The sequence below is a fragment of the Serratia sp. LS-1 genome, from assembly GCF_003719595.1.
Taxonomy (GTDB): Bacteria; Pseudomonadota; Gammaproteobacteria; order Enterobacterales; family Enterobacteriaceae; genus Serratia; species Serratia ureilytica.
This window is the reverse complement of record NZ_CP033504.1, coordinates 3,656,616-3,682,848: the sequence shown is the minus strand read 5'-3', so window position 1 is coordinate 3,682,848 and position 26,233 is coordinate 3,656,616. Positions and strand designations below refer to the sequence as shown.

The following is a 26,233-nucleotide window of genomic DNA, read 5'->3' as shown; positions in this document are numbered from 1 at the left end:
GCGCAGCATGCTGCGCCCCTGACGATTCTGTAGCAGTTTTGTCGGATTTTGCATAACTCGACAAAATTGTTGAGACACGGGTCACTCGAACACGCTTTGCAGATTATTAACAATTCTGTAAACTGCTCGCGGTGTAAGCGTCCCGGTGGATGAAGGGCGTTATGAGATCGATTAGCAATAAAAATGACGTCTGACCCGCCGGACAATCAATTAAGAGGTCATGATGAGTACTGAAATTAAAACTCAGGTCGTGGTACTTGGGGCGGGCCCGGCAGGTTACTCTGCAGCCTTTCGTTGCGCTGACTTAGGTCTTGAAACCGTTCTGGTTGAACGTTATTCCACTCTGGGCGGGGTTTGCCTGAACGTGGGATGTATCCCTTCCAAAGCACTGCTGCACGTTGCCAAAGTGATCGAAGAAGCCAAAGCGTTGGCCGAACACGGCATCGTTTTCGGCGAGCCGAAAACCGACATCGACAAAGTGCGCGTCTGGAAAGAAAAAGTCATCACTCAGCTGACCGGCGGTCTGGCTGGCATGGCGAAAGGCCGTAAAGTGAAAGTGGTCAACGGCCTGGGCAAGTTCACCGGCGCTAACACCCTGGTTGTTGAAGGCGAAAACGGCCCAACCACCATCAACTTCGACAACGCCATCATCGCTGCAGGTTCTCGTCCGATCCAACTGCCATTCATTCCTCATGAAGATCCACGCGTGTGGGATTCTACCGATGCGCTGGCGCTGAAAACCGTCCCAGAGCGTCTGCTGGTTATGGGCGGCGGCATCATCGGCCTGGAAATGGGCACCGTATACCATGCGCTGGGTTCACAGATCGACGTCGTTGAAATGTTCGATCAGGTTATCCCGGCGGCAGATAAAGACGTGGTGAAAGTCTTCACCAAACGTATCAGCAAGCAGTTCAACCTGATGCTGGAAACCAAAGTGACCGCGGTAGAAGCCAAAGAAGACGGCATCTACGTCACGATGGAAGGTAAAAAAGCGCCGGCAGAGCCACAGCGTTACGACGCGGTGCTGGTGGCGATCGGCCGCGTGCCGAACGGCAAACTGCTGGATGCCGGCAAAGCCGGTGTTGAAGTTGACGAGCGTGGCTTCATCAACGTCGACAAACAGCTGCGCACCAACGTGCCGCACATCTTCGCCATCGGCGACATCGTCGGTCAGCCGATGCTGGCGCACAAAGGCGTGCACGAAGGCCACGTCGCCGCAGAAGTTATCGCCGGCATGAAGCACTACTTCGATCCGAAAGTGATCCCATCCATCGCTTACACCGAGCCGGAAGTGGCGTGGGTGGGTCTGACCGAGAAAGAAGCGAAAGAGAAAGGCATTAGCTACGAAACCTCCACCTTCCCGTGGGCGGCTTCCGGCCGTGCGATCGCTTCCGACTGTGCAGACGGCATGACCAAACTGATCTTCGACAAAGAAACTCACCGCATCATCGGTGGCGCGATTGTCGGCACCAACGGCGGCGAGCTGCTGGGTGAAATCGGTCTGGCTATCGAGATGGGCTGCGACGCGGAAGACATCGCGCTGACCATCCACGCTCACCCGACCCTGCACGAATCCGTGGGCCTGGCGGCGGAAATCTACGAAGGCAGCATCACCGATCTGCCTAACCCGAAAGCCAAGAAGAAGTAATTCTGCTGGTTTGACCGGTTAACAAGCGGCTCCTGAGAAGGGGCCGTTTTTTTTGCTCAGATGCAGAACGCGGTTTTTTGTGGCCGCTGCGCCAAATTCCGATCCTCATGCTTATATCCGTTTTAATTATGTGGATATAATGCCCTGTTTGTCCGGCAGCCGATTACGCTGCGCTCAACGATTCAGCAAAGATTTAATGTTGCTTTTATGTGAACGAATTAACAACCGTTTCAAATCCTGATATGCTGGCTGAGCGGAACCGGGCACTGTACCTTACAGTCCAGGACATCGACAGCAGTGCCCCGTCAGGATAGATGGCATCAATATCGCCGTGCGCTCTACCCATCAGTCTTTCATGCTGTAACGCTGTTTGACCGTGCTTGTTTGCCCCAATCACCGTTTCGGGGCCTTTACGGGCCGATCGCCTAGCCACAGAGTGAAACCCAAAGGGTATAAACCCGGTTTGCATATACGCCAGGCACAATAAATGACAATGAGAGCGAGGAGAACGTCGTGCTAGAAGAATACCGTAAGCACGTAGCCGAGCGTGCTGCTGAGGGCATCGCCCCTAAGCCGCTAGACGCCACCCAAATGGCCGCGCTGGTCGAACTACTGAAGAATCCGCCAAAAGGCGAAGAAGAATTCCTGTTAGACCTGCTGATTAACCGTGTTCCACCGGGCGTCGACGAAGCCGCCTACGTCAAAGCAGGTTTCCTGGCGGCCATCGCCAAAGGTGAAGCGACATCCCCCCTGGTTACCCCCGAGAAAGCCATTGAACTGTTAGGCACCATGCAGGGCGGCTATAACATTCATCCGCTGATCGAAGCCCTGGACAACGAAAAGCTGGCGCCGATCGCCGCTAAAGCGCTGTCCCACACGCTGCTGATGTTCGACAACTTCTACGATGTGGAAGAGAAGGCGAAAGCCGGCAACGCGCACGCCAAGCAGATCATGCAGTCTTGGGCCGATGCCGAATGGTACCTGTCGCGCCCGGAGCTGGCGGAAAAGATCACCGTCACCGTGTTCAAAGTGACCGGCGAAACCAACACCGATGACCTGTCCCCGGCGCCGGACGCCTGGTCGCGCCCGGATATCCCGCTGCACGCGCTGGCGATGCTGAAAAACGAACGTGAAGGCATCGTGCCGGATCAGCCGGGCAGCGTCGGCCCGATCAAACAGATCGAGCTGCTGAACAAGAAAGGCTTCCCGCTGGCCTACGTCGGCGACGTGGTCGGCACCGGTTCCTCCCGTAAATCCGCCACCAACTCGGTGCTGTGGTTCATGGGCGACGACATCCCGCACGTGCCGAACAAGCGCGGCGGTGGCGTGGTGCTGGGCGGCAAGATTGCGCCTATCTTCTTCAACACCATGGAAGATGCCGGCGCCTTGCCGATCGAAGTGGACGTGTCCGAGCTGAACATGGGCGACGTGATCGACGTTTACCCGTACAAAGGTGAAGTGCGCAACCACGAAACCGGCGCGCTGATCGCCAACTTCGAGCTGAAAACCGACGTGCTGCTGGATGAAGTGCGTGCCGGCGGCCGTATCCCGCTGATCATCGGCCGCGGCCTGACCACCAAGGCGCGCGAAGCGCTGGGTCTGCCGCACAGCGACGTGTTCCGCATCGCCAAACCGGTAGCCGCCAGCAACAAAGGCTTCTCGCTGGCGCAGAAAATGGTCGGCCGCGCCTGCGGCGTCGCCGGCATTCGCCCTGGCGAATACTGCGAGCCGAAGATGACCTCCGTCGGCTCTCAGGACACCACCGGCCCGATGACCCGCGATGAGCTGAAAGACCTGGCCTGCCTCGGCTTCTCCGCCGATCTCGTCATGCAGTCGTTCTGCCACACCGCCGCGTACCCGAAACCGGTCGACGTGACCACGCACCACACGCTGCCTGACTTCATCATGAACCGCGGCGGCGTCTCGCTGCGCCCGGGCGACGGCGTGATCCACTCCTGGCTGAACCGCATGCTGCTGCCTGACACCGTCGGCACCGGCGGCGATTCCCACACCCGCTTCCCGATCGGCATCTCCTTCCCGGCCGGTTCCGGCCTGGTGGCGTTTGCCGCCGCGACCGGCGTGATGCCGCTGGATATGCCTGAGTCGGTGCTGGTGCGCTTCAAAGGCAAAATGCAGCCGGGCATCACCCTGCGCGATCTGGTGCACGCCATCCCTTACTACGCGATCCAGCAGGGTCTGCTGACCGTCGAGAAGAAGGGCAAGAAAAACATCTTCTCCGGCCGCATTCTGGAGATCGAAGGCCTGCCGGATCTGAAGGTCGAGCAGGCGTTTGAGCTGACCGATGCGTCCGCCGAACGTTCCGCCGCCGGTTGTACCATCAAGCTGGACAAGGCGCCGATTGAAGAGTACCTGAACTCCAACATCGTGCTGCTGAAGTGGATGATCTCCGAAGGCTACGGCGATCGCCGTACGCTGGAGCGCCGTATTCAGGGCATGGAAAAATGGCTGGCGGATCCGCAACTGCTGGAAGGCGATGCGGATGCGGAATACGCAGCGGTGATCGACATCGATCTGAACGAGATCAAAGAGCCGATCCTGTGTGCGCCGAACGATCCTGACGATGCGCGCCTGCTGTCTGACGTGGCCAACAGCAAAATCGATGAAGTGTTCATCGGTTCTTGCATGACCAACATCGGCCATTTCCGCGCGGCGGGCAAGCTGCTGGATCAGCACAAGGGCCAGCTGCCGACTCGTCTGTGGGTGGCGCCGCCAACCAAGATGGATGCGGCTCAGCTGACCGAAGAAGGCTACTACAGCGTCTTCGGCAAGAGCGGCGCGCGTATCGAGATCCCGGGCTGCTCGCTGTGCATGGGCAACCAGGCGCGCGTGGCGGACGGCGCGACGGTGGTTTCCACCTCAACCCGTAACTTCCCGAACCGTCTGGGCACCGGCGCCAACGTCTATCTGGCGTCTGCCGAACTGGCCGCGGTAGCGTCCCTGCTGGGCCGCCTGCCGACGCCGGACGAGTACCAGACCTATATGGCGCAGGTCGATAAGACGGCGGCGGATACCTACCGCTACCTGAACTTTGACCAGCTGGGCCAGTACACCGAAAAAGCCGACGGCGTGATCTTCCAAACCGCCGTGTAAGCCGCTATATTGCGCAACTGTTTAACGGGAGGCCTTGGCCTCCCGTTTTATTTTGCTCAGTTGCCAACTTTGCGAGCGCTCACTGAGTTAGTCCGCCATTTATGTTTACACTAAGAAAAAGGGCTCAGGAGGGCATGCTATGGATTACGAATTTCTGCGTGACGTCACCGGTCAGGTGATCGTCAGATTTTCGATGGGGCATGAAGCGATTGGCCACTGGATCAATGAAGAAGTCAAAGGCGATTTCAACCTGCTGGACCGCATTGAAGCCGGCGCGGCCGAGGTCAAAGGCAGCGAGCGCCAATGGCAGCTGGAAGGCCATGAATATACGCTGCTGATGGATGGTGAAGAAGTGATGATCCGCGCCAATCAGCTGGAGTTCGAGGGCGACGAAATGGAAGAGGGGATGAACTACTACGACGAAGAAAGCCTCTCATTCTGCGGCGTTGAGGATTTCCTGCTGGTGTTGAAGGCCTATCGTTCTTTCATGCTGAAGTACTAAGCATCAGGGCGCGGCGCGCCGCGCCCTTTCCATCACAGATGCGGAATATTGCGGCCGTAATAGATTTCCTGCATCTCTTTCCATAACAGATCGGTGATCTGCTTGCGTTCGGCTGCGCTCAACGCCTCCGGCTCCGCGTTAAACAGGTAGTGCTTCAGATCGAAATCCTTCAGCAACATCTTGGTATGGAAGATATTTTCCTGGTAAACGTTCACGTCCATCATGTGGTACAGCGCCTTGATGTCTTCCGACATAAAGTTCTGGATCGAATTGATCTCATGATCGATGTAATGTTTCACGCCGTTCACGTCGCGGGTAAAACCGCGCACGCGATAGTCCATGGTGACGATGTCGGATTCCAGCTGGTGAATTAAGTAGTTCAGCGCCTTGAGGGGCGAAATGACGCCGCAGGTCGAGACCTCGATATCGGCGCGGAAGGTGCACAGCCCGCCTTCCGGATGGCTTTCCGGGTAGGTGTGCACGCAGATATGGCTCTTGTCCAGGTGCGCGACGACCGTATTCGGTAGCGGACCGGGGTGTTCCGACGTATCGACGTCTTTCGGATCGATCGGCTCTTCGCTGACCAGGATGGTGACGCTGGCGCCCTGCGGCTCGTAGTCCTGACGCGCGATGTTCAGAATATTGGCGCCGATGATCGAGCAGGTCTCGCTCAGGATCTCGGTCAGCCGGTTGGCGTTATATTGTTCGTCTATGTAGGCGATATAGCCATCGCGATCGTCCGCGGTTTTGGCGTAACAAATATCGTAAATACAAAAACTCAGGCTCTTGGTCAGGTTGTTGAAGCCGTGCAGTTTTAGCTTATGCAATTTGGGCCACCTCCTTTATCTTCTCGCTTAACGTGTTACGTTCAGGGCATTGAGCAAATATTGCGGCAGGGCAAAGCTGCCGACGTGAATTGCCGGGTTGTAATAACGGCAGTGTAGGCCGCTTTGGTTAAAGCGCTGTTGCAGGGTAGGCAGATCGCGCTGGCGCAGCGCCGGGTTCTGGCTCGCCCAGGCGAAGGTCATGATGCCGCCGTAATAGGTCGGGATCGCCGCCTGATAGAAGCTGACGTCGGTAAAGTAGCGGCTCAGTTTGGCGTGGCTGTTGACCGCCTCGTCCTGCTGCAGGAAACAGACCCCGTTTTGCGCAACGAAAATGCCGCCCTCATTCAGGCAGCGGGCGCAGCCTTCATAAAACGCCGAGGTGAACAGGCTTTCGCCGGGGCCGATCGGATCGGTGCAGTCGGAGATGATCACATCGAACGTTTCGTCGGTTTGATTCACGAAGTTGACGCCGTCGTCGATCACCAGCTTGAAGCGCGGATCGTCATAGGCGCCGGCGCTGTGGTTGGGCAGGTACTGGCGGCAGAACTCGACGACGCCGGCGTCGATTTCGACCATGGTGATCTGCTCAACGCCAGGATGCCGGCTGACTTCGCGCAGCATGCCGCCGTCGCCGCCGCCGATGATCAGCACTTTCTTCGCCTGGCCGTGCGCCAACAGCGGCACGTGGGTCAGCATTTCGTGATAGATGAACTCGTCACGCTCGGTGGTTTGCACCACGCCGTCGAGCGCCATCACGCGCCCCAGCACCGGGTTCTCGAAGATCACCAGATCCTGATGATCGGTCTTCTCGCGGTATAGCACCTTCTCTACCGAAAAGTACTGGCCGAAGCCCGTATGCAGCGTTTCGTACCAAATTTCTTTCTGGGTCATGTGCGGGAAACTCCGTAATAACAGCCATGAAAAATCGGCGCAACATCATAGCTAACTCTGCCTGGCGATGCACGGTTGAATTTCAGACAGAGAGAGCGGAGGGCGGACGGGCGAGGGGGAAGATTAATTGGCGTAGGCCAGCAGGCTCAGGGAGTCGCGCGCCAGCGATTTGCACTTCTTGGGCGTTGGAATGGCGATGCCGCTCAGATCGCGATAGCTGTCTTCGCCCAGCGCCTTCATGTTAAAGCTGTTGTAGTTGCTCAAATCCCAGCGGTTTTGTTGCGCGAAATAGACGATGGCGCGTTTGATTTGCGCATTTGGCAAATCGTTGTAGCCGCAATCATTTTTCAAATAAATAAATACCGCCGTCAGATCGGCCAGATCTTCCGCCTCGGATTCATTCAGCGCCAGACTGGCGTTGGAGAAGCCCAGCATCGCCAGCAACAGCATCGTTAACGTTGTTTTTTTCATCATGAAATAGGCCTGTTTGTCGTCTGCAGACGTTACCACACTTGCCTGTAAAGGCACCAAATTTTATTGCTGACGGGCGCTGCCATAGCGCTCACCCACGGCGCGCTCTTGATTGTGAGGCATAGCTTAAAATACCGCCAGGAAAGGCTTGACCTTCCGCCTGGGGGAAGGTTTAGGCTGGCTGCGTTGAGTTATGTCACTGAGAAAAGGGAGTCAGCGATGTTACGCCGTGATTTTATTAAATTGACCGCTGCATTGGGCGCCGCGAGCGCATTGCCGTTATGGAGCCGGGCCGCCTTAGCGGCCGAGCGGCCGGCCCTGCCGGTGCCCCCGTTGTTAACGCCCGACGCGCAGGGAAAGATTGCGCTGGCGCTGCAGGCGGGGGAAACCCGCTGGTTGCCCGGCGCCGCCACCAAAACCTGGGGATTCAACGGTGCGCTGCTCGGGCCAGCGGTGAAGCTGCAGCGGGGTCAGCCGGTGACGGTCGATATCAAAAACAGCCTGGCGGAAGCCAGTACCGTCCACTGGCACGGCCTGGAAATCCCCGGCGACGTCGATGGCGGCCCGCAGGCGTTGATCCATCCCGGCGCAACGCGCACGGTGAATTTCACCGTCGATCAACCGGCGGCCACCTGCTGGTTCCACCCGCATACCCACGGTAAAACCGGCAGCCAGGTGATGATGGGGCTGGCGGGGCTGGTGCTGCTGGAAGACGATGAAAGCGCCAAACTGCCGCTGCCGAAAACCTGGGGGCAGGATGACGTTCCGGTGATCCTGCAGGATAAGCGCTTGGGCAAAGATGCCCAGATCGAATATCGCCTGGACGTGATGAGCGCTGCGGTGGGTTGGTTTGGCGATCGCATGTTTACCAACGGCGCGCAGTACCCGCAACATCTGGCGCCGCGCGGTTGGCTGCGTTTGCGTTTCCTCAACGGTTGCAACGCCCGCTCGCTGAATCTGGCGGCCAGTGACAACCGTCCGCTGTACGTCATCGCCAGCGACGGCGGTTTCCTGGCGGAACCGGTGAAGCTGACCGAGCTGCCGATGCTGATGGGCGAGCGCTTTGAAGTGCTGGTCGATGCCTCCGACGGGAAAGCGTTCGACATCGTGACGTTGCCGGTGAAACAGATGGGCATGACGCTGGCGCCGTTCGATCGGCCGCTGCCGGTGTTGCGCATTCAGCCGTCGTTGGCGCAGGGCATCAAAACCATGCCGGACAGCCTGGTGAAGCTGCCGACATTGCCTGCCACTGCCGGCATCCAGGAGCGTTGGCTGCAGCTGATGATGGATCCGCAGCTGGATATGCTCGGCATGCAGGCGCTGATGGATCGTTATGGTCATCAGGCGATGGCCGGCATGAGCATGAATCATGGCGCGACGGGCGCTGGAGACATGAAAGGCATGGACCACGGTAACATGAAGGGCATGGAGAAGGGCGGCATGCAGGGCATGGACCACGGCGACATGAGCAGCATGAAAGGCATGGATCATGGCAAGATGGCCGGGATGGATCATGGCGGCGCGCAGGGCAACGCTAAACCGTTCGACTTCAGCCACGGCAACATGATCAACGGCAAGGCCTTCGACATGAACAAACCGATGTTTGCCGCCAAACGGGGCCAGTATGAAAAATGGACCATTTCCGGCGAGGGCGACATGATGCTGCACCCGTTCCACATTCACGGCACCCAGTTCCGTATCCTGTCGGAAAACGGCAAACCGCCGGCGGCGCATCGCAGCGGCTGGAAGGACACGGTGCGCGTCGAAGGTTGGCGCAGCGAAGTGCTGGTGCGTTTCGATCATCCGGCAAGCAGCGAACATGCGTATATGGCCCACTGCCACCTATTGGAACACGAAGATACCGGCATGATGATGGGCTTTACCGTCGCCGATTGATCGCGGCCTATCGCTCAGGTGGCGGTGCGCTCGCGTCGCCACCGGCGAAAGGCTATGCTAAACTCTGCGCCTTTCTTCCGGCAACTGACCTGAATACTATGAAACACACTGTAGACGTAATGATTTCCGAGCAGGAAGTTAAGACCCGTATCGCCGAACTTGGCCGCCAGATCACCGAACATTACCGCGACAGCGGCAGTGACATGGTGCTGGTTGGGCTGCTGCGCGGCTCCTTCATGTTCATGGCCGATCTGTGCCGCGCGATTGACGTGCCGCATGAAGTCGACTTCATGACGGCTTCCAGCTACGGCAGCGGCATGTCCACCACTCGCGACGTGAAGATCCTCAAGGATCTGGACGAAGACATTCGCGGCAAAGACGTGCTGATCGTGGAAGACATCATCGATTCCGGCAACACGCTGAACAAAGTGCGCGAGATTTTGGCGCTGCGTGGGCCGAAATCGCTGGCGATTTGCACCTTGCTGGACAAGCCTGAGCGCCGTGAAGTGCAGGTGCCGGTCGAATATGTCGGCTTCTCGATCCCGGATGAGTTCGTGGTGGGGTATGGCATCGACTACGCCCAGCGCTACCGTCACCTGCCGTACGTCGGCAAAGTGGTGCTGCTGGACGAGTAATTGATGTGGGGCGCGGCCTGCCGCGCCCGCGGCGGGATTATACGCCTTTATCCTGCTTCAGTTTGGCTATCGCTTTGCGGTAGCCCATCTCCAGGCTCTCGCGGCTGGTCGCCAGCACTTCCATATCGCGCAGACGGCCGTCCTGAATGCCGTACACCCAGCCGTGGATCATCACCTTCTGGCCGCGTTTCCAGGCCGATTGCATGATGGTGGAGTGGCCCAGGTTGTATACCTGCTCAATGACGTTGATCTCGCACAGCATGTCGAAACGCTGTTCCGGTGGCAGCTCGCCCAGCAGCGAACTGTGCTTGTACCACAGATCGCGAATGTGCAGCAGCCAGTTGTCGATCAGCCCCAGCTCCGGGTTTTCCACCGCGGCCTGCACGCCGCCGCAGCCCAGGTGGCCGCAGATGATGATGTGTTCGACCTCCAGCACATCTACCGCATACTGCACCACCGACAGGCAGTTAAGATCGGTGTGGATAACGAGGTTCGCCACGTTGCGATGGACGAACAGTTCACCCGGCTCGAGGCCGGTCAGGCGTTCTGCGGGAACGCGGCTGTCAGAGCAACCAATCCATAAGAAGCGGGGCTTTTGCGCCTGGGCTAAACGTTCAAAAAAATCCGGGTCTTCCTGACTGATATTGGCCGACCAGGCCTGGTTGTTGGCGATAAGCTCTTCGATTTCTTTCATGGAGGTGATTGACCCGTAACGAACAGATTGCGTTGGGGTAATATAGGGTAAGCGTCACAATTTGGAAATCGGAACAGTGGTGCAACCTCATTTACCGCACGGATTCGACGCAGTGAAAACGCCGTCGATGCTAGGATTATTGTTATTGTTTCAAGCCTCGCAAACAGGGGGCGCGGCGGCATACTCATCGTTATAAGGTACTATTTTACATATGAATTATGCACTGGAATTAGCGCAGCTGACCAAGACTTACGCCGGTGGCGTCAAGGCGCTGCGCGGCATCGACCTGAGCGTCGAGGCGGGGGATTTTTATGCCCTGCTGGGGCCAAACGGCGCCGGAAAGTCCACCACCATCGGCATCATCAGCTCGCTGGTGAATAAAACCGCCGGCAGCGTGCGGGTGTTCGGTTACGACATCGATAAAGACATCGTCAACGCCAAGCGCCAGCTTGGCCTGGTGCCGCAGGAGTTCAACTTCAACCCGTTTGAGACCGTATTGCAGATCGTGGTGAACCAGGCGGGTTACTATGGCGTCACGCGGCGTGAAGCGATGGCGCGCGCCGAAAAGTACCTCAATCAGCTGGACCTGTGGGGCAAGCGCAACGAGCGTGCTCGCATGCTGTCCGGCGGCATGAAGCGCCGTCTGATGATCGCCCGCGCGTTGATGCACCAGCCGAAGCTGTTGATCCTCGATGAACCGACCGCCGGCGTGGATATCGAGCTGCGCCGCTCGATGTGGGGCTTCCTGAAAGAGCTGAACGCCCAGGGCACCACCATCATTCTCACCACTCACTATTTGGAAGAGGCGGAGATGCTGTGCCGCAACATCGGCATCATCCAGAACGGGGAGCTGGTGGAAAACACCTCGATGAAGGGGCTGCTGGCCAAGCTCAAGTCGGAAACCTTTATCCTCGATCTGGCGGCGAAAAGCCCGCTGCCGAAGCTGGACGGTTACCGCAGCCGCCTGACGGATACCTCGACGCTGGAAGTGGAGGTGATGCGTGAACAGGGGCTGAACGGCCTGTTCGCCCAGCTGAGCGCGCAGGGCGTGCAGGTGCTGAGCATGCGCAACAAGGCGAACCGCCTGGAAGAGCTGTTTGTCACCCTGGTTAACGGCAACGGAGAGAAAGCATGACGCGTTTGTATTGGGTGGCCTTACAGAGCATCTGGGCCAAAGAGGTGAACCGCTTCGCGCGCATCTGGATCCAGACCCTGGTGCCGCCGGTGATCACCATGACGCTGTACTTCATCATCTTCGGCAACCTGATCGGTTCGCGCATCGGCGATATGCACGGCTTCAGCTACATGCAGTTCATCGTGCCCGGCCTTATCATGATGGCGGTGATCACCAACTCCTACGCCAACGTCGCGTCGTCGTTCTTCAGCGCCAAATTCCAGCGCAATATTGAGGAACTGCTGGTGGCGCCGGTGCCGACCCACGTGGTGATCGCCGGCTATGTCGGCGGCGGCGTGGCGCGCGGTATCTGCGTCGGCGTGCTGGTGACCATCATCTCGCTGTTCTTCGTGCCACTGCAGGTGCACGCCTGGTGGGTGATTGCGCTGACGCTGTTGCTGACGGCGATCCTGTTCTCGCTGGCGGGGCTGATCAACGCGGTGTTCGCCACCACTTTCGACGACATCAGCCTGATCCCGACCTTCGTGTTGACGCCGCTCACCTACCTGGGCGGGGTGTTCTACTCGCTGTCGCTGCTGCCGCCGTTCTGGCAGGCGGTGTCGAAGCTGAACCCGATCGTCTATATGATCAGCGGTTTCCGCTACGGTTTCCTCGGCATCAACGACGTGCCGCTGGCGTTCACCATGGCGGTGCTGGTGGCGTTTATCACGGTGTTCTACCTGCTGTCCTGGTACCTGATCGAACGCGGCCGCGGCCTGCGCAGCTGATCCTGATGCGCCCTCGTTTTCCCGGCGGGGGCGCTTTTCCCGATTTGGCGCAGGCAGCGCGTAAATCAATAGAATCGCTCAAATAACCGCTAGTTCCCCACTGTTCAAATCGTGCTATGCTGGCGCTCCACATTTCCTTCATTTTTGTCATTACGCACTCGTAAGCAGAACATCATCATGCGGCCTCAATACAAGTTGGCGACTGGGTTACTCGGCATTCTGATGTCGTTGGTTTCCCCTGTGAGCCTGGCGAATCTGCTGTCGGAAGACGGCGCGGTTAAATCTGAATACATGGAAGCGCAGCGCGACAGCGAAGTCTATTCGCTGGTGGGCGAGCATGTGATCCCGGTAGGGGAAGTGAAGCGCGGGCAACTGATCCAGGTGTTCCCGGCGGATGCGGAATACTACGAATTCAAATTCGGGCACGGCACCGGCTTTATCGATAAAGACGACGTGCGCGAGCTGAAGAAGTCGCGCAAGGTGCAAGACGATCTGGGCGAGCTGAACAAGCCGCTGACCAACCAGAATCTGATCACCCAAAAGGCGATCGACGTATACACCGCGGCGGACAAGGACAGCGAGGTCTTCGGCACGCTGGAAGGCAACCTGCGTTATCCGATCATCGGCAAGCTGAAGGATCGGCTGAACAATACCTGGTACGAGGTCAACATCGGCGATCGGCTGGGGTTCGTCAATGAGCTGGACTGCGAGATCGATAACGGCATACCGGTGCTGACTTACCATCACCTGCTGAAAAACGAAGAGAACAAGCGCTTCCGCCATACTTCGACCACCACCTCAGACGTGGCGTTCAGCAACCAGATGACCTACCTCAAGCAGGCGGGCTACGACACCATTTCGCTGTATCAGCTGGAAGCCTACCTGAAGAATCAGATCAACCTGCCGGGCAAGGCGATCGTGCTGACCTTCGACGACGGGCTGAAATCGGTTTATCGCTACGCTTACCCGGTATTGAAGGATTACGGTTTCCGCGCGACGGCGTTCATCATCTCTTCGCGCATCAAGCGTCATCCGCAGAAATGGAACCCGGACTCGCTGCAGTTTATGAGCGTCTCGGAGCTCAAGCAGATTCAGGACGTGTTCGACGTGCAGTCGCACACCCACTTCCTGCATCGCACCGACGGCAATCGCCAGCCGATTTTGCTGAGCCGTTCGCTGCACAATATCGAGTTCGATTTTGAGCGTTCGCGCCGCGCGCTGTCGCAGTTCAACCCGCACGTGCTGTATCTGTCCTACCCGTTCGGCGGCTATAACCAGCGGGCTATCCAGGCGGCGCAGGACGCCGGTTTCCATCTGGCGGTGACCACGGTGCAGGGCAAGGTGAAGCCGGGGGATAATCCCTATACGCTGAAGCGGCTGTATATTCTGCGCACCGACTCGATCCAGACCATGGCGGATCGGATAGCCAACAAGCCGGGTACGGTGGTGCAGTAAGGAAAAGAACGGGCGCGCGAGGCGCCCGTTTTACCGTCAGGCGACCTGAACCGGCACGGCTTTCGCCTTGCGCTGCAGGTTGTTGTCACCCTCGAAATAGGCGACCTTCGGGTGATGTTGGCGGGCGTCAGCGTCGGTCATTTGCACATAGGAGCAGATGATCAGTTTGTCGCCTACGCAGGCGCAGCGCGCGGCGGCGCCGTTGACCGAAATGATGCGCGAACCGCGCTCGGCGGCGATGGCGTAGGTGGAGAAGCGCTGGCCGTTATCCACGTTGTAGATATCGATCGCTTCATATTCCAGAATGCCGGCCGCTTCCAGGAAATCCTGATCGATGGCGCAGGATCCTTCATAGTGCAAGTCAGCCTGAGTGACTTTGACGCGATGCAGCTTGCCTTGCAGCATAGTACGTATCATAGCTTTACCTAACTGAATATCGGCCTTCACAGGCGTTGGGGTTGAACATCTCTCCTGCATCCCTGCAATCTCTATCGTCACCGATCGTCCTGCTATTGTCTACCTATGGTCAGGGCGGCAGGATGACGACAGTATAAAAAATGACTTACAGCGTCAGGTCAACCTGCTGGTTGTCGATAAGCCGCGCTTTGCCCAGCCAGGCGGCCATCAGCACCACCGCCCGTTGGCTGTCCACCGTCAGCGGCTGCAGGCTGTCGGCATCGCGAATAAACAGCTCATCCGGCGTAAAGCCGGCGGCGCGCAGTTGCTCGGCGGTCTGTTCCAACAGCGTTTCGACATGGCGCTCGCCATTGGCCAGCTGCTGCGCCAGCGCGTTCATGATTTTGCTCAGCTGCGGCGCAACCTTGCGCTCTTCGGCGGTCAGGTAACCGTTGCGTGAACTGAGGGCCAGGCCGTCTTTGGCGCGCACGGTCGGCACGCCGACGATGTCGATGTCGTAACCCATGTCCGCCACCATTTTGCGGATCAGCGCCAATTGCTGGTAGTCCTTCTCGCCGAAACAGGCCAAATCAGGCTGCACCAGGTTGAACAGCTTGCTGACGATGGTGGAAACGCCGCGGAAGTGGCCCGGCCGGCTTGCGCCTTCCAGAATGGTGGAGATGCCCGGTACGTCGACATAGGTTTGCTGCTCCAGCCCGTGCGGATAGACCGCGGCCGGGGCCGGCGCGAACACCAGATCGACGCCGCGGCGGGTCAGTTTCTCGCTGTCTTCCTGCAGCGTGCGCGGGTAGCGCGCCAGATCGTCCGGGCGATCGAACTGCATCGGGTTGACGAAGACGCTCACCACCACCACGTCGGCGCGGGCGCGCGCTTCATCGACCAGCGTCATATGGCCGTCGTGCAGGTTGCCCATGGTCGGCACCAGTGCGATGCGCTTGCCTTCCTGGCGCCAGCGGCGGATCTGCTGACGCAGCAGCGGCAGGGTTTCGATAATAATCATTGGGTGACTCCTGGAACCATCGCTTAGTTAAAAGAGTGTTCAGCCGCCGGATAGAGGCCTTGCTCTACTTCCTGAATGTAGTGTTGCACCGCCGTGCGGATATCGCCGCTTTGCGCCAGGAAGTTCTTGGCGAATTTCGGCGTGTGGCCGCCGGTGATGCCGAAGGCGTCGTGCATCACCAGGATTTGGCCGTCGGTGCCGTTGCCGGCGCCGATGCCGATGACCGGAATGGAGAGCGCTTCGGTGATCTGGCGTGCCAGCTCGGTCGGCACGCACTCCAGCACCAGCAGCTGAATGCCGGCCAGCTCCAGATTCTGCGCATCCTGCAGCAGCTGTTTGGCGGCCAGTTCGTCGCGCCCTTGCACCTTATAACCGCCGAACACGTTGACCGACTGCGGCGTCAGCCCCAGGTGGCCGCATACCGGCACCGCGCGTTCGGCGAGCATTTTCACCGTGTCGCACAGCCAGCTGCCGCCTTCCAGTTTCACCATGTTGGCGCCGGCGCGCATCAGCTCGGCGGCGTTGGCGAAGGTCTGTTCCGGGGTGGCGTAACTCATGAACGGCAAATCGGCCAGCAACAGGCAGGCCGGCGCGCCGCGGCGCACGGCGCGCGTGTGATAGGCGACGTCGGCGACGGTGACCGGCAGCGTGGAGTCGTGGCCCTGCAGCGTCATGCCCAGCGAATCGCCCACCAACAGGACTTTAATGCCTTGCTCTTCAAACAGCTTGGCAAAGCTGGCATCGTAGGCGGTAAGGGTAGCAAACTTGCGTTGCTCCTGTTTCCACTGGCGCAAATGGGTCACGGTGGTGGGTTTCATCACAACGTCTCCTGAAACGGGCCGTGCGGCTTACGCAGGCCCAGGCTGCAAAAAAGTGCAGCCATTCTACTGTAACCCGATCGGGGTGGGTAGCGCGGATCGCCATGCTTAAGCGGTTCTTAAGAACCTTGTGGTGCAATGGCGTCATGACTCAAAAGGGATACTCATGCGAATTCTGCTGATCGAAGATGACAAACTGATCGGGGACGGCATCAAGGCCGGGCTGACCAAACTCGGCTTCAATCTGGACTGGTTCACCGACGGCGCGGTTGGTAAAAACGCCCTGGGCAGTGCGCCGTATGACGCGGTGATCCTCGATCTCAGCCTGCCGGGCCTCGATGGACTGGATCTCCTGCGCCAGTGGCGCCAGGCCGGGCAGGATGTGCCGGTGCTGATCCTTACCGCCCGCGATGCGTTGGAGCAACGGGTCAGCGGGTTGCAAAGCGGCGCCGACGACTATCTGTGCAAGCCGTTCGCGCTGGCCGAAGTGGCGGCGCGCCTGCAGGCGCTGATCCGCCGTCGTCACGGCCAACTGATGCCACAGCTGACGCACGGCAACGTGGTGTTCGACAGCGCCACCCGCAGCGTGAGTTGCAACGGCGAACCGGTGACGCTGACGCCGCGCGAATTGGCGGTGCTGGAGCTGTTTCTGCACAACAAAGGGCGCGTGTTGGCGCGGCCGTTGATCCAGGAGAAGCTGTACAACTGGGACGACGAGGTGAGCAGCAACGCGGTGGAGGTGCATATTCACCACCTGCGGCGCAAGCTGGGCAACGGCTTCATTCGCACCATCCATGGCGTGGGCTATACGCTGGGGGATGCTCCATGAAGCGCCTCAGCCTGCGGCTGCGTCTGATCCTGATTTTCAGCCTGCTGGCGCTGCTGACCTGGTGCACTGCCAGCGTGGTGGCCTGGGTGATGTCGCGCAATACCATCAACGAAGTGTTCGACACCCAGCAGATGCTGTTCGCCAAGCGGCTGGCGACCGCCAACCTCGGCGATCTGCTGGCCGATGAAAGCGCGCGCAGCCTGCCGAAAACCAAGAAGCTGGTGCATCATGGCAAACGGGGCGAGCAAGATGATGACGCGCTGGCGTTCGCCATCTTCGATCGCCAAGGCAAGATGCTGCTCAACGACGGCGAGAACGGTGCCGACTTCCTGTTTGACGGGGAGCGTGAAGGTTTTACCGACGGCGAACGCAAAGGCGATGACGACAGTTGGCGCCTGGTATGGTTGACCAGCCCGGACGGGCGCTACCGCATCGTGGTCGGCCAGGAGTGGGATTACCGGCGCGATATGGCGCTGGGCATGGTGACCGGCCAATTGGTGCCCTGGCTGGCGACGCTGCCGGTGCTGATGTTGCTGATTGCGCTGATGGTCGGGCGCGAGCTGCGGCCGCTGCGTGCGGTGGCCGCCGGTTTGCGTCGGCGCGCACCCGATGACGCCACGCCGCTGGATGCGCGCCAGGTGCCAACCGAGGTGCGCCCGCTGGTGGATGCGCTCAACGCGCTGTTCGCCCGCATCAATGCGTTGCTGGTGCGGGAGCGGCGTTTCACCTCCGATGCCGCGCACGAATTGCGCAGCCCGCTGGCGGCATTGCGGGTGCAGACCGAAGTGGTACAGTTGGCGGGGGAGGATGCGCCGATGCGCGAGCACGCGCTGGACAATCTGACGGTCGGCATCGATCGCGCCACCCGGCTGGTGGATCAGCTGTTGACGTTGTCGCGGCTGGATTCGCTGTCGGATCTGGCCGAGCTGGCGCCCATTGACTGGAACGAACTGGTGATGATGACCCTGGCGGAACAGGATCGGCTGGCTCATGCGGCGGGCGTGACGCTGCGTTATGAACAGCAGGGAACGCCGCCGGTGCGTCAGGGGCAGACTCTGCTGCTGTCACTGTTATTGCGCAACTTGCTGGACAACGCGGTGCGTTACACCCCGCAGGGCGGCGCGGTCACCGTGACGTTGAGCGAGCGCTCGCTGACGGTAGAGGATGAGGGGCCGGGGGTGACGACAGAGCATCTGGCGCGGTTGGGGGAACGCTTCTATCGCCCGCCGGGACAGGAGCAAACCGGCAGCGGGCTGGGGTTATCGATCGTGCAGCGTATCGCCGGCTTGCATGGTTTACAGGTCAGTTTCGCCAATCGCCCGACAGGCGGGTTCGTCGCGCGGCTGGCGCTGTAGGCGGGTCAGGATTTCGGTTTTGGCGAGTGCCACAGCGCCATGCCGTTTTCCGGCACGCGCTTTAGGCAGCTGGCGAGCGGTTCGCCATCGGGGAAAATCAGATCGGGGGCGATTTCCGCCAGCGGGTAGAGCATGAATTCGCGCTCTTTCAGGCCATAATGCGGTACGGTCAGGCGATCGGTATGGATCACTTTGTCGCCGTACAGCATGATGTCTAAATCGAGCGTGCGCGGCCCCCAGCGTTCATCCTTGCGCACGCGCCCCTGATTGCGTTCTATCGCCTGGGTATGGTCGAGCAGCTGTTCGGGCGGCAACAGGGTATCCAGCGCCACCACCGCGTTGAGAAAGTCCGGCTGGTTTTGCGGCCCCAGCGGCTTGGTGCGGTAAAACGAAGAACAGGTGACCAGCCGGGTGCGCGGGAGATGCTCCAGCGCCTCCAGCGCGGCGTTAACCTGTTGCAGCGGCTGCGCCAGGTTGCTGCCCAGCGCGATATAAACGCGGATCATTATGCCCCTTCTTTACGCGGTGCCCGGCGACGAGGACGGCGTTGACGCGCGCGACGCGGCGCCGGATCGTCACCCAGGGTGCTCAGCATGGCTTTCTGCCGCGCCGGCGTGGCGTCCTGGAACTCACCCCACCACTCGGCCAGACGCAGCATCTCCTGATTGTCTTCCACTTCCGCACGCAGCGCCAGCAAATCATAGGCGGCACGGAATTTCGGATGTTCCATCAGTTTGTGCGCGCGTTTGCCCTGACGACGAGACAGGCGCAGCTGAAGCTGCCAGATATCGCGCACCAGCGTGGTAATGCGTTTCGGGATCGCCAGCGAGCGGCACTGCTCGTCGAGCACATCGTTCATCGCCAGCGCGAAGGCGTCGTAGTACGCCAGGCCGCTTTCCTGCGCCAGTTTCTGCGCGTGCTCCAGCAGCGGGTACCACAGCATGGCGGCAAACAGGAAGGCCGGATTGACGCGCATGTCGTTCTGCAGGCGATGATCGGTGTTCTTCAGCACCTGCACCAGAATGCGCTCCATCGGCGTATCGTGGTTCGGCGTGAAGTTGCGGGCGATCAGCGGGAACAGCGGTTGGAACAGCTGATATTCGCATAGCTTCAGGTAGGTCTGGAAACCGTAACCCGCCTGCAGCAGCTTGAGGGATTCTTCGAACAGACGCGCCGGTGGGATCTCATGCAGCAGCGAAGCCAGACGCGGGATCGGCTCGGCGGTCTCTTCACTGATGCGCATATCCAGCTTGGCGGCGAAGCGCACCGCGCGCAGCATGCGCACCGGATCTTCGCGGTAACGGGTTTCCGGATCGCCGATCAGGCGGATCACGCCTTGTTTCAGATCGTTCAGGCCGCCGACGTAATCGCGCAGGGTGAAATCCGCCACGCCGTAGTACAGGCTGTTGATGGTGAAATCACGGCGCTGGGCGTCTTCCTCGATCGAACCGAAGATGTTGTCGCGCAGCAGCATGCCGTTTTGCGCCTGCTGGGAGGAATTCTTGTCGGATTCCTGATTCTGTTCGTGGTGACCGCGGAAGGTGGCCACTTCGATGATCTCCGGCCCGAACATCACGTGCGCCAAGCGGAAACGGCGGCCGACCAGGCGGCAGTTGCGGAAAAGCTTACGCACTTGCTCCGGCGTGGCGTTGGTGGTGATGTCGAAGTCTTTCGGCTTTTTGCCGAGCAACAGATCGCGCACGCCGCCGCCGACCAGATAGGCTTCGTAGCCGGACTTGTTCAGGCGATAAAGCACTTTCAGCGCATTTTCGCTGATGTCTTTACGGGAGATCGAGTGCTGTTCGCGCGGGATCACGGTCATCGAGTCGTTGCTCTCGGCGAGGGGGAAAGGCGGACGCTTGCGCGGCGTTGAGCGGCGGGCAGGGGCGTTGCTGCCGTTATCGGCGGCGCGCGGCTGCGGCGCAGGGCGGCTTGGCGCCGCGGCACGCTCTTCGCGGACTACGTTTTTATCGCCGGCCGCCGCGTCGTCGCGGGGCAGCTTGTCATCGCGGGTCAGTACCTTACGACAGAAGTTGGCTACTCGGGTAAAAATGGTACACCTCGATAGTGACTGATAAAAATGGAGCTAACAAAAAATAGCGGCTAATCATAGCTCACCATGGCTCCTTTGAGAATGCCGGCGTGTTTTCATCCAGAGGGATAGCCTCCTGACGCGGCACGTTTTCCAACCGCCAGTGTTCGATCGCCCAGCTCAATAATAATGGCAGGTCAAGATCTTGCCAGCTTTCCGGCAGCGGTTGGCGCAGAAATTTCAGCGCGGCGATCAGCACCGGCCGCGGATCGCCAGCGGGCAACGCCGGCGCATGGTTTTGCTTCGACAGTTTGATGCCGTTGGCACCCAGCGCCAGCGGCAGATGCACATAGGCGGGCACCGGCGCCTGCAGCTGGCGGTAAAGGGCAATTTGGCGCACCGTCGGTTCGATCAGATCGGCGCCGCGGACAATCTCGGTCACGCCCTGAAAATGGTCGTCGATCACCACCGCCAGGTTGTAAGCGAACAGCCCGTCGCGGCGGCGAATGATAAAGTCTTCTCCCGCCAGCGCCGGATCGGCGTGCAATTCTCCCTGCAGGCGATCGTGGAACCGGTAAACGGGGGCGGTCTGACGCAAGCGGATGGCGGCGCCCTGCGGGCCGAGCTGCAAATCGCGGCAGTGGCCGTCGTACAATCCGCCGATTTGCTGGATGCGGCTGCGGGTGCAGGTGCAGTAATAGCTGAGCCCCTGGCGCTGCAACAGATCCAGCGCGGCGCGATAGGCGTCGTGACGTTGGGATTGATAGATGACCTGGCCGTCCCAGTGGAGACCATAATGTTCCAGCGCGGACAGGATGCGAGCGGCGGCGCCGGGGACTTCGCGCGGCGGGTCGATATCTTCGATGCGAACCAGCCACTGCCCGCGTTGGGCGCGAGCCTGAAGGTAGCTTCCCAGAGCGGCAATCAGCGAGCCGAAATGCAGATCCCCGGAAGGCGATGGGGCAAAGCGCCCCACATAATGACTTTCTTGCATATCAGAGGGGAGGGGTTCCCTTTTCTCTGTGCGGCGCACGCGGATGCGCACGCCGCAGCGGTAACATACTCGTTATGCTTGAAACTGCATCTGTGTTAGCTGCGCCTGCTTACCCGAATCACTTACTTGAGTAAGCTCATCGGCATGCGCATTCTTGCCGCCTTGATGCAGCTCCAATCATGTAGAGTAGCGGTATTAGCCGGCCATCTGCTTTTCGCGGATCTCAGCCAGCGTCTTGCAGTCGATGCACAGATCGGCGGTCGGACGCGCTTCGAGGCGACGAATACCGATCTCCACGCCACAAGATTCGCAGTAGCCGAAATCATCGTCTTCCACTTTCTTCAGCGTTTTCTCGATCTTTTTGATCAGTTTGCGTTCACGGTCACGGTTACGCAGTTCAAGGCTGAACTCTTCTTCCTGAGTAGCGCGGTCGGCCGGATCAGGGAAGTTGGCTGCCTCTTCTTGCATATGCGATACAGTACGGTCCACTTCGTCCCTGAGCTGGTTGCGCCACGCTTCAAGAATGCGCTTGAAATGCGACAACTGGGCGTCGTTCATGTACTCTTCGCCCGGCTTCTCTTGGTACGGCTCCACCCCAGCGATGGCGAGAATGCTCAAGGACGAGGTTTTACGGTTTTGCCCTTCTTGCATGTTGCTTCTCCTACATACACACGCACTATCGAATCCCCAATGCGGGGGAAAAACAGGCCGCTATAAATAACAGAAGGAAGGTAGGTTGGCAATTATTCCTGTCGCCCGCTTGACAATCGTGTGAAGGAAGGCGTATTTGGCGATCGTGCTGGCCGGTTGTCTATTTATAGGGACCCGGCTGCGCTAATCGATAAAAAACGGCAGCTTATCGCAGAGATAAATACCGTCAGGTGATAATTTTGCCCCATAGCAAACCACTTCCACTCCCAACTGCCGGACCTGTGCCAACAGCGCCGCATAGCGCTCATCTATATGATGTGCCGGTGCGACCTGCTCAATACCGCTGTGTAACACGGCAAAGAACAATACCGCCCGTTGCCCGCTTTCAACCACGCTGAGCAACTCACGCAGGTGCTTTTGCCCTCTGAGCGTTACCGCATCAGGAAAGTAACCACGTTGTTGTTGCAGTAATGTGACTGACTTAACTTCAATATAGCAGTTAACCCGATTTTCTGCCTGTAATAACAAATCGATACGGCTGTTTTCACCGCCGTATTTCACTTCGCCGCTAATTTTACTGTAACCGGATAATTCATTGATTAAATTGTGTTCGATCGCCTCGCGCACCAGCGCGTTGGCGCGCAGGGTATTGACGCAGATCCAGTGCCCCTGTTGGGTATGGGTCAGCTCCCAGCTGTGGGCGTATTTGCGTTTGGGGTTGTCCGAGGTGGAGTACCACACGGTGTCGCCGGGCGTGGCGCAGCCGGTCATGGCGCCGGTATTGGCGCAGTGCAGCGTAAAGGTTTCCCCTTCCGGGGTGATCACGTCAGCCAGAAAGCGTTTGTAACGTTTGATCAGCGTGGCGGAGCGCAGCGGTGGAGAAAAAATCATGGGGATGCCTGCTTGGCCAGCGGCCACTGTTCAAGGTGTTGGTAACGGGTGCGGCCGTTTTCGAACACCGATTCATACAAGGAAAAGGCGTCGGCGCTGAACGCCCAGCCCGGCGTCGCCGGCGGGATCGCCACCGGCTGGGTGGCGGCGCGCAGCAGCGTGATGTGCGGATGGAACGGCAGCGCGCTTTGATGGCAGCCGCTGCGCGCGGCCTGCGAACGCAGCAGCTCGGCCAACTGCAGCAACCCGCGCGGCGCGCGGCGGGTGCCGAGCCAGACCACGCCGGGGCGCGGCCAATGGCCGAGATCGTCGAGCCGCATGTTGAAGCCGGGTTGGGCGATGCGGCCGGCCAACTTACGCAGCGCCAGTTCTTTCTGTGCGCTGACTTCACCGAGAAACGCCAGCGTCAGGTGCAAATTGGCCGCCGCCACCGGCCGACCGGCCTCAGGTGCAAACGCCTCGGCGCGCCAGCGGACCACCTGCTGTTGCAGGGCGTCAGGCAAGGACAGGGCGAAAAACAGGCGGCGCGAATTGGACATAAGGGCTCGGCAAATGCATGACAATACGGTCGGGAACAGCGGTAAACGTTACTGGCAGCGGCCCCGCGAGGGGCGCGGTGCACGAATGAGCTCCGTACTATAGCTAACGCCGCAACAGTTTGAAAGGCTACGGGGGCAAAGCTAATGCTACACTGTACGCCGTTTAACGTTAACCACCACGGAGAGTTCAGTGTCTTCATTGCCCGTCAGCGCGGTGCTTGATGAGTTGCTGGCTGCGTTGCAGTCCGCTCCTCAGGTGCTGTTGCACGCCCCGACCGGCGCCGGTAAATCCACCTGGCTGCCGCTGCAGATCATGGCTAAGGCCGGGTTGCCGGGGCGCATTATCATGCTGGAGCCGCGGCGGCTGGCGGCGAAGAACGTCGCCTATCGCCTGGCGCAGCAACTGGGGGAGGAGCCTGGCCAGACCGTGGGTTATCGCATGCGCGCCGAAAGTAAAAGCGGGCCGCAGACCCGGCTGGAAGTGGTGACGGAAGGCATTCTCACCCGCATGCTGCAGCAGGACGCCGAACTGCAGGGCGTGTCGCTGGTGATCCTCGATGAATTCCACGAACGCAGCCTGCAGGCCGATCTGGCGCTGGCGCTGCTGCTCGACGTGCAGCAAGGGCTGCGCGACGATCTGAAACTGCTGATCATGTCGGCCACCCTGGACAATGCTCGCCTGTCGCAGCTGCTGCCGGAAGCGCCGGTGGTGGTGTCCGAGGGGCGCAGTTTCCCGGTTGAACGCCTGTATCAGCCGTTGGCCAGTCATCAGCGGCTGGAGGACGGCGTAGCGGCTGCGGTGAAGCGGTTGCTGGCCGAACAGCCGGGGTCTTTGCTGCTGTTCTTGCCGGGCGTGGCGGAGATCAATCGGGTGCTGGAGCGATTGATCGGCGAGGTGGCGAGCGATACCGATCTTTGCCCGCTGTATGGCGCCCTGCCTCTGGCGCAGCAGCAAAAAGCGATTCAGCCGGCGGCGCCTGGCCGCCGCAAGGTGGTGCTGGCGACCAACATCGCCGAAACCAGCCTGACGATCGAGGGCATTCGGCTGGTGGTGGACAGCGGCCTGGAGCGCGTGGCGCGTTACGACGTGCGCAACGGTTTGACGCGGCTGGTGACGCAGCGCATCAGTCAGGCCTCGATGGTGCAGCGTGCCGGGCGCGCTGGGCGTCTGGAGCCGGGCCTTTGCTGGCATCTGTTCGCCAAAGAGCAGGCGGAGCGCGCGGCGGAACATGCCGAACCGGACATTTTACAGAGCGATCTCACCGGCTTCTGGCTCGAGCTGCTGCAGTGGGGGTGCCATGATCCGGCGCAGCTGACCTGGCTTGACGCGCCTCCGGCAGCGGCATTGGCGGCGGCCAGGGCGTTGCTGCACCGGCTGGGGGCCACGGATGACGGCGACAAACTCACCGCGCCGGGGCGCCAAATGGCCGCTCTGGGATGTGAACCGCGGCTGGCGGCGATGCTGGTCGCCGGCGCGGCGCTGAGCGCCGACGGCCTGGCGACGGCCGCGTTGCTGGCGGCATTGCTGGAAGAACCGCCGCGCGGCGGGCAGATGGATATCGGTTATTGGCTGAGCCGCCCGCAGCCGAACTGGCGGCAGCGCGCCGCGCAGTTGGCCAAACGTCTGCCGCAACGTGTGGGGCAAGTTGACGCCGATTTGGCGCCGCGGCTGTTGGCGCTGGCATTTACCGATCGCATCGCCCAGCGTCGCGGTCAGGATGGCCGCTACCTGCTGGCCAACGGCCTGGGCGCGGCGATGAACCAGGATGAGGCGCTGTTGCGCGCGCCCTGGTTGATTGTCCCCAGCCTGTTGCAGGGCCACAACAGCCCGGATGCGCGTATTTTGTTGGCGTTGCCGGTCGATATCGAGGCGTTGGCGGCGCAGCTGCCGGCGATGGTTATGCAGCGCACGGCGGTGGAATGGGATGAAGAGAAGGGCACGTTGCGCGCCTGGAAGCGCCAGCAGATCGGTCGTCTGACGCTGCGCGCGCAGCCGCTGGCCAAACCGGCGGACGAAGAGCTGCAGCAGGCGCTGCTCGACTGGGTGCGTGCGCAGGGGCTGGCGGTGCTCAACTGGGAGGGCGCCGCCGAACAATTGCGGGTGCGCCTGCAGTGCGCGCAAGCCTGGCTGCCGGAAGCGGAGTGGCCGGCGATGGGCGAAGAGCCGCTGCTGGCGGCGCTGGAGCAGTGGCTGTTGCCGTCGCTGAACGGCGTGCGCGATCTGCGCGGATTGAAGCAGGTCAACCTCGCCGAGGCGTTGTCCCGGCTGTTGGACTGGCAGCAAAAACAGCGGCTGGATAATGCATTACCCACTCATTACACTGTGCCGACCGGCAGCCGCCTGCCGATCCGTTATGAGGCCGGCAAACCGCCGGCGCTGGCGGTGCGTTTGCAGGAAATGTTCGGCGAGCAGCGCAGCCCGATGTTGGCTGAGGGTCGCATCCCGGTAGTGCTTGAGTTACTCTCACCGGCGCACAGGCCGTTGCAAATCACCGGCGATCTGGCGGCCTTCTGGCAAGGCGCCTATCGCGAGGTGCAAAAAGAGATGAAGGGCCGCTATCCGAAACACGTGTGGCCGGACGATCCGGCCACGGCGGCCCCGACGCGCCGAACGAAGAAATATCAGTAGGCCGCGATCGTTTAAGGTTTGGAATTCAGATGTTTCTTCTGTTCAG

The 26,233-nt window shown here is 60.1% G+C and carries 24 protein-coding genes; 11 read left to right on the top strand and 13 right to left on the bottom strand.

Annotation, left to right across the window (positions count from 1 at the left end):
* The first annotated feature begins 223 nt into the window (after positions 1 to 223).
* From lpdA to yacL, 3 genes are all read left to right on the top strand, one after another.
* On the top strand, positions 224 to 1,648 hold the full coding sequence (lpdA, locus tag EDY99_RS17580; protein WP_033644926.1) for a dihydrolipoyl dehydrogenase: 1,425 nt from the start codon (positions 224 to 226) through the stop codon (positions 1,646 to 1,648).
* Positions 1,649 to 2,161: 513 nt separating this feature from the next.
* A complete protein-coding gene (gene acnB, locus EDY99_RS17575; RefSeq protein WP_033644692.1) occupies positions 2,162 to 4,759 on the top strand; it encodes a bifunctional aconitate hydratase 2/2-methylisocitrate dehydratase in 2,598 nt (865 codons plus the stop codon).
* Between the two features lie 139 nt (positions 4,760 to 4,898).
* Positions 4,899 to 5,261, top strand: coding sequence for a protein YacL (gene yacL / locus EDY99_RS17570; protein ID WP_004937507.1), 363 nt, complete (start codon positions 4,899 to 4,901; stop codon positions 5,259 to 5,261).
* Positions 5,262 to 5,293: 32 nt separating this feature from the next.
* On the opposite strand, the gene speD is transcribed toward yacL, so the two are convergent.
* The 3 genes from speD to EDY99_RS17555 form a co-directional block, all read right to left on the bottom strand.
* Positions 5,294 to 6,088 carry an adenosylmethionine decarboxylase gene (gene speD, locus EDY99_RS17565; protein WP_004937510.1) on the bottom strand — a complete coding sequence of 265 codons (795 nt, stop codon included), beginning with the start codon at positions 6,086 to 6,088 and terminating at the stop codon, positions 5,294 to 5,296.
* 27 nt (positions 6,089 to 6,115) lie between these two features.
* A complete protein-coding gene (speE, locus tag EDY99_RS17560) occupies positions 6,116 to 6,979 on the bottom strand; it encodes a polyamine aminopropyltransferase (RefSeq protein ID WP_033651332.1) in 864 nt (287 codons plus the stop codon).
* 123 nt (positions 6,980 to 7,102) lie between these two features.
* Positions 7,103 to 7,450: a YacC family pilotin-like protein gene (locus tag EDY99_RS17555; protein WP_033644927.1), complete on the bottom strand. Its 348-nt coding sequence runs from the start codon at positions 7,448 to 7,450 to the stop codon at positions 7,103 to 7,105.
* A 219-nt stretch (positions 7,451 to 7,669) separates the two neighbouring features.
* On the opposite strand from EDY99_RS17555, the gene cueO reads away from it, so the two are divergent.
* Both cueO and hpt read left to right on the top strand, forming a co-directional pair.
* A complete protein-coding gene (gene cueO, locus EDY99_RS17550) occupies positions 7,670 to 9,346 on the top strand; it encodes a multicopper oxidase CueO (protein ID WP_060660254.1) in 1,677 nt (558 codons plus the stop codon).
* A 98-nt stretch (positions 9,347 to 9,444) separates the two neighbouring features.
* Positions 9,445 to 9,981 (top strand): hypoxanthine phosphoribosyltransferase, encoded by a 537-nt coding sequence (gene hpt, locus EDY99_RS17545; RefSeq protein WP_048234659.1) that lies wholly within the window; start codon positions 9,445 to 9,447, stop codon positions 9,979 to 9,981.
* 37 nt (positions 9,982 to 10,018) lie between these two features.
* On the opposite strand, the gene can is transcribed toward hpt, so the two are convergent.
* On the bottom strand, positions 10,019 to 10,675 hold the full coding sequence (gene can / locus EDY99_RS17540) for a carbonate dehydratase (protein WP_015379031.1): 657 nt from the start codon (positions 10,673 to 10,675) through the stop codon (positions 10,019 to 10,021).
* Positions 10,676 to 10,886: 211 nt separating this feature from the next.
* Here can and EDY99_RS17535 point away from each other — a divergent pair, with 211 nt between their 5' ends.
* The 3 genes from EDY99_RS17535 to EDY99_RS17525 all read left to right on the top strand — a co-directional run bounded on the left by EDY99_RS17535 (position 10,887) and on the right by EDY99_RS17525 (position 14,032).
* A complete protein-coding gene (locus EDY99_RS17535) occupies positions 10,887 to 11,810 on the top strand; it encodes an ABC transporter ATP-binding protein (protein WP_033644695.1) in 924 nt (307 codons plus the stop codon).
* Entirely contained in the window at positions 11,807 to 12,577 is a 771-nt protein-coding gene (locus tag EDY99_RS17530) for an ABC transporter permease (protein ID WP_033644696.1), read from the top strand. The genes EDY99_RS17535 and EDY99_RS17530 overlap by 4 nt, the downstream gene beginning before the upstream one ends.
* 177 nt (positions 12,578 to 12,754) lie before the next feature.
* Positions 12,755 to 14,032, top strand: coding sequence for a polysaccharide deacetylase family protein (locus tag EDY99_RS17525; RefSeq protein ID WP_033644697.1), 1,278 nt, complete (start codon positions 12,755 to 12,757; stop codon positions 14,030 to 14,032).
* Between the two features lie 36 nt (positions 14,033 to 14,068).
* On the opposite strand, the gene panD is transcribed toward EDY99_RS17525, so the two are convergent.
* The 3 genes from panD to panB all read right to left on the bottom strand — a co-directional run bounded on the left by panD (position 14,069) and on the right by panB (position 16,267).
* The gene (gene panD / locus EDY99_RS17520; RefSeq protein WP_004937544.1) at positions 14,069 to 14,449 is read right to left on the bottom strand and encodes an aspartate 1-decarboxylase; all 381 of its coding nucleotides are present in this window, start codon (positions 14,447 to 14,449) and stop codon (positions 14,069 to 14,071) included.
* A gap of 145 nt (positions 14,450 to 14,594) precedes the next feature.
* Positions 14,595 to 15,449 (bottom strand): pantoate--beta-alanine ligase, encoded by an 855-nt coding sequence (gene panC, locus EDY99_RS17515; protein WP_033651336.1) that lies wholly within the window; start codon positions 15,447 to 15,449, stop codon positions 14,595 to 14,597.
* Positions 15,450 to 15,472: 23 nt separating this feature from the next.
* Positions 15,473 to 16,267: a 3-methyl-2-oxobutanoate hydroxymethyltransferase gene (gene panB / locus EDY99_RS17510; RefSeq protein WP_004937548.1), complete on the bottom strand. Its 795-nt coding sequence runs from the start codon at positions 16,265 to 16,267 to the stop codon at positions 15,473 to 15,475.
* 166 nt (positions 16,268 to 16,433) lie between these two features.
* Here panB and qseB point away from each other — a divergent pair, with 166 nt between their 5' ends.
* Positions 16,434 to 17,096: a quorum sensing response regulator transcription factor QseB gene (qseB, locus tag EDY99_RS17505; protein ID WP_033651337.1), complete on the top strand. Its 663-nt coding sequence runs from the start codon at positions 16,434 to 16,436 to the stop codon at positions 17,094 to 17,096.
* Positions 17,093 to 18,451 (top strand): quorum sensing histidine kinase QseC, encoded by a 1,359-nt coding sequence (qseC, locus tag EDY99_RS17500; RefSeq protein WP_047573704.1) that lies wholly within the window; start codon positions 17,093 to 17,095, stop codon positions 18,449 to 18,451. Before qseB ends, qseC begins: the two co-directional genes overlap by 4 nt.
* Before the next feature lie 5 nt (positions 18,452 to 18,456).
* Here the strand turns inward: qseC and folK are convergent, their stop codons facing one another.
* The 6 genes from folK to thpR all read right to left on the bottom strand — a co-directional run bounded on the left by folK (position 18,457) and on the right by thpR (position 23,558).
* Positions 18,457 to 18,957, bottom strand: a complete 501-nt coding sequence (gene folK / locus EDY99_RS17495; protein ID WP_004937558.1) for a 2-amino-4-hydroxy-6-hydroxymethyldihydropteridine diphosphokinase — start codon at positions 18,955 to 18,957, stop codon at positions 18,457 to 18,459.
* Entirely contained in the window at positions 18,957 to 20,504 is a 1,548-nt protein-coding gene (gene pcnB, locus EDY99_RS17490; RefSeq protein WP_071883579.1) for a polynucleotide adenylyltransferase PcnB, read from the bottom strand. The genes folK and pcnB overlap by 1 nt, the downstream gene beginning before the upstream one ends.
* Before the next feature lie 61 nt (positions 20,505 to 20,565).
* Positions 20,566 to 21,477, bottom strand: a complete 912-nt coding sequence (gluQRS, locus tag EDY99_RS17485) for a tRNA glutamyl-Q(34) synthetase GluQRS (RefSeq protein ID WP_033644703.1) — start codon at positions 21,475 to 21,477, stop codon at positions 20,566 to 20,568.
* 195 nt (positions 21,478 to 21,672) lie between these two features.
* Positions 21,673 to 22,128, bottom strand: coding sequence for an RNA polymerase-binding protein DksA (dksA, locus tag EDY99_RS17480; RefSeq protein ID WP_004937569.1), 456 nt, complete (start codon positions 22,126 to 22,128; stop codon positions 21,673 to 21,675).
* 183 nt (positions 22,129 to 22,311) lie between these two features.
* The gene (sfsA, locus tag EDY99_RS17470; protein ID WP_004937572.1) at positions 22,312 to 23,019 is read right to left on the bottom strand and encodes a DNA/RNA nuclease SfsA; all 708 of its coding nucleotides are present in this window, start codon (positions 23,017 to 23,019) and stop codon (positions 22,312 to 22,314) included.
* Complete coding sequence (gene thpR, locus EDY99_RS17465) at positions 23,016 to 23,558, bottom strand: RNA 2',3'-cyclic phosphodiesterase (protein WP_046687787.1); 543 nt, start codon at positions 23,556 to 23,558, stop codon at positions 23,016 to 23,018. Before thpR ends, sfsA begins: the two co-directional genes overlap by 4 nt.
* Before the next feature lie 190 nt (positions 23,559 to 23,748).
* On the opposite strand from thpR, the gene hrpB reads away from it, so the two are divergent.
* Positions 23,749 to 26,187: an ATP-dependent helicase HrpB gene (hrpB, locus tag EDY99_RS17460; protein ID WP_197788764.1), complete on the top strand. Its 2,439-nt coding sequence runs from the start codon at positions 23,749 to 23,751 to the stop codon at positions 26,185 to 26,187.
* Positions 26,188 to 26,233 lie beyond the last annotated feature (46 nt).

Excerpts from the sequence above, each read along its gene's own strand:
- lpdA (WP_033644926.1), top strand. The coding sequence starts at position 224 with ATGAGTACTGAAATTAAAACTCAGGTCGTGGTACTTGGGGCGGGCCCG.
- yacL (WP_004937507.1), top strand. The coding sequence starts at position 4,899 with ATGGATTACGAATTTCTGCGTGACGTCACCGGTCAGGTGATCGTCAGA.
- speE (WP_033651332.1), bottom strand. The coding sequence starts at position 6,979 with ATGACCCAGAAAGAAATTTGGTACGAAACGCTGCATACGGGCTTCGGC.
- EDY99_RS17555 (WP_033644927.1), bottom strand. The coding sequence starts at position 7,450 with ATGAAAAAAACAACGTTAACGATGCTGTTGCTGGCGATGCTGGGCTTC.
- cueO (WP_060660254.1), top strand. The coding sequence starts at position 7,670 with ATGTTACGCCGTGATTTTATTAAATTGACCGCTGCATTGGGCGCCGCG.
- hpt (WP_048234659.1), top strand. The coding sequence starts at position 9,445 with ATGAAACACACTGTAGACGTAATGATTTCCGAGCAGGAAGTTAAGACC.
- can (WP_015379031.1), bottom strand. The coding sequence starts at position 10,675 with ATGAAAGAAATCGAAGAGCTTATCGCCAACAACCAGGCCTGGTCGGCC.
- EDY99_RS17535 (WP_033644695.1), top strand. The coding sequence starts at position 10,887 with ATGAATTATGCACTGGAATTAGCGCAGCTGACCAAGACTTACGCCGGT.
- EDY99_RS17530 (WP_033644696.1), top strand. The coding sequence starts at position 11,807 with ATGACGCGTTTGTATTGGGTGGCCTTACAGAGCATCTGGGCCAAAGAG.
- EDY99_RS17525 (WP_033644697.1), top strand. The coding sequence starts at position 12,755 with ATGCGGCCTCAATACAAGTTGGCGACTGGGTTACTCGGCATTCTGATG.
- panD (WP_004937544.1), bottom strand. The coding sequence starts at position 14,449 with ATGATACGTACTATGCTGCAAGGCAAGCTGCATCGCGTCAAAGTCACT.
- panC (WP_033651336.1), bottom strand. The coding sequence starts at position 15,449 with ATGATTATTATCGAAACCCTGCCGCTGCTGCGTCAGCAGATCCGCCGC.
- panB (WP_004937548.1), bottom strand. The coding sequence starts at position 16,267 with ATGAAACCCACCACCGTGACCCATTTGCGCCAGTGGAAACAGGAGCAA.
- qseB (WP_033651337.1), top strand. The coding sequence starts at position 16,434 with ATGCGAATTCTGCTGATCGAAGATGACAAACTGATCGGGGACGGCATC.
- qseC (WP_047573704.1), top strand. The coding sequence starts at position 17,093 with ATGAAGCGCCTCAGCCTGCGGCTGCGTCTGATCCTGATTTTCAGCCTG.
- folK (WP_004937558.1), bottom strand. The coding sequence starts at position 18,957 with ATGATCCGCGTTTATATCGCGCTGGGCAGCAACCTGGCGCAGCCGCTG.
- gluQRS (WP_033644703.1), bottom strand. The coding sequence starts at position 21,477 with ATGCAAGAAAGTCATTATGTGGGGCGCTTTGCCCCATCGCCTTCCGGG.
- dksA (WP_004937569.1), bottom strand. The coding sequence starts at position 22,128 with ATGCAAGAAGGGCAAAACCGTAAAACCTCGTCCTTGAGCATTCTCGCC.
- sfsA (WP_004937572.1), bottom strand. The coding sequence starts at position 23,019 with ATGATTTTTTCTCCACCGCTGCGCTCCGCCACGCTGATCAAACGTTAC.
- thpR (WP_046687787.1), bottom strand. The coding sequence starts at position 23,558 with ATGTCCAATTCGCGCCGCCTGTTTTTCGCCCTGTCCTTGCCTGACGCC.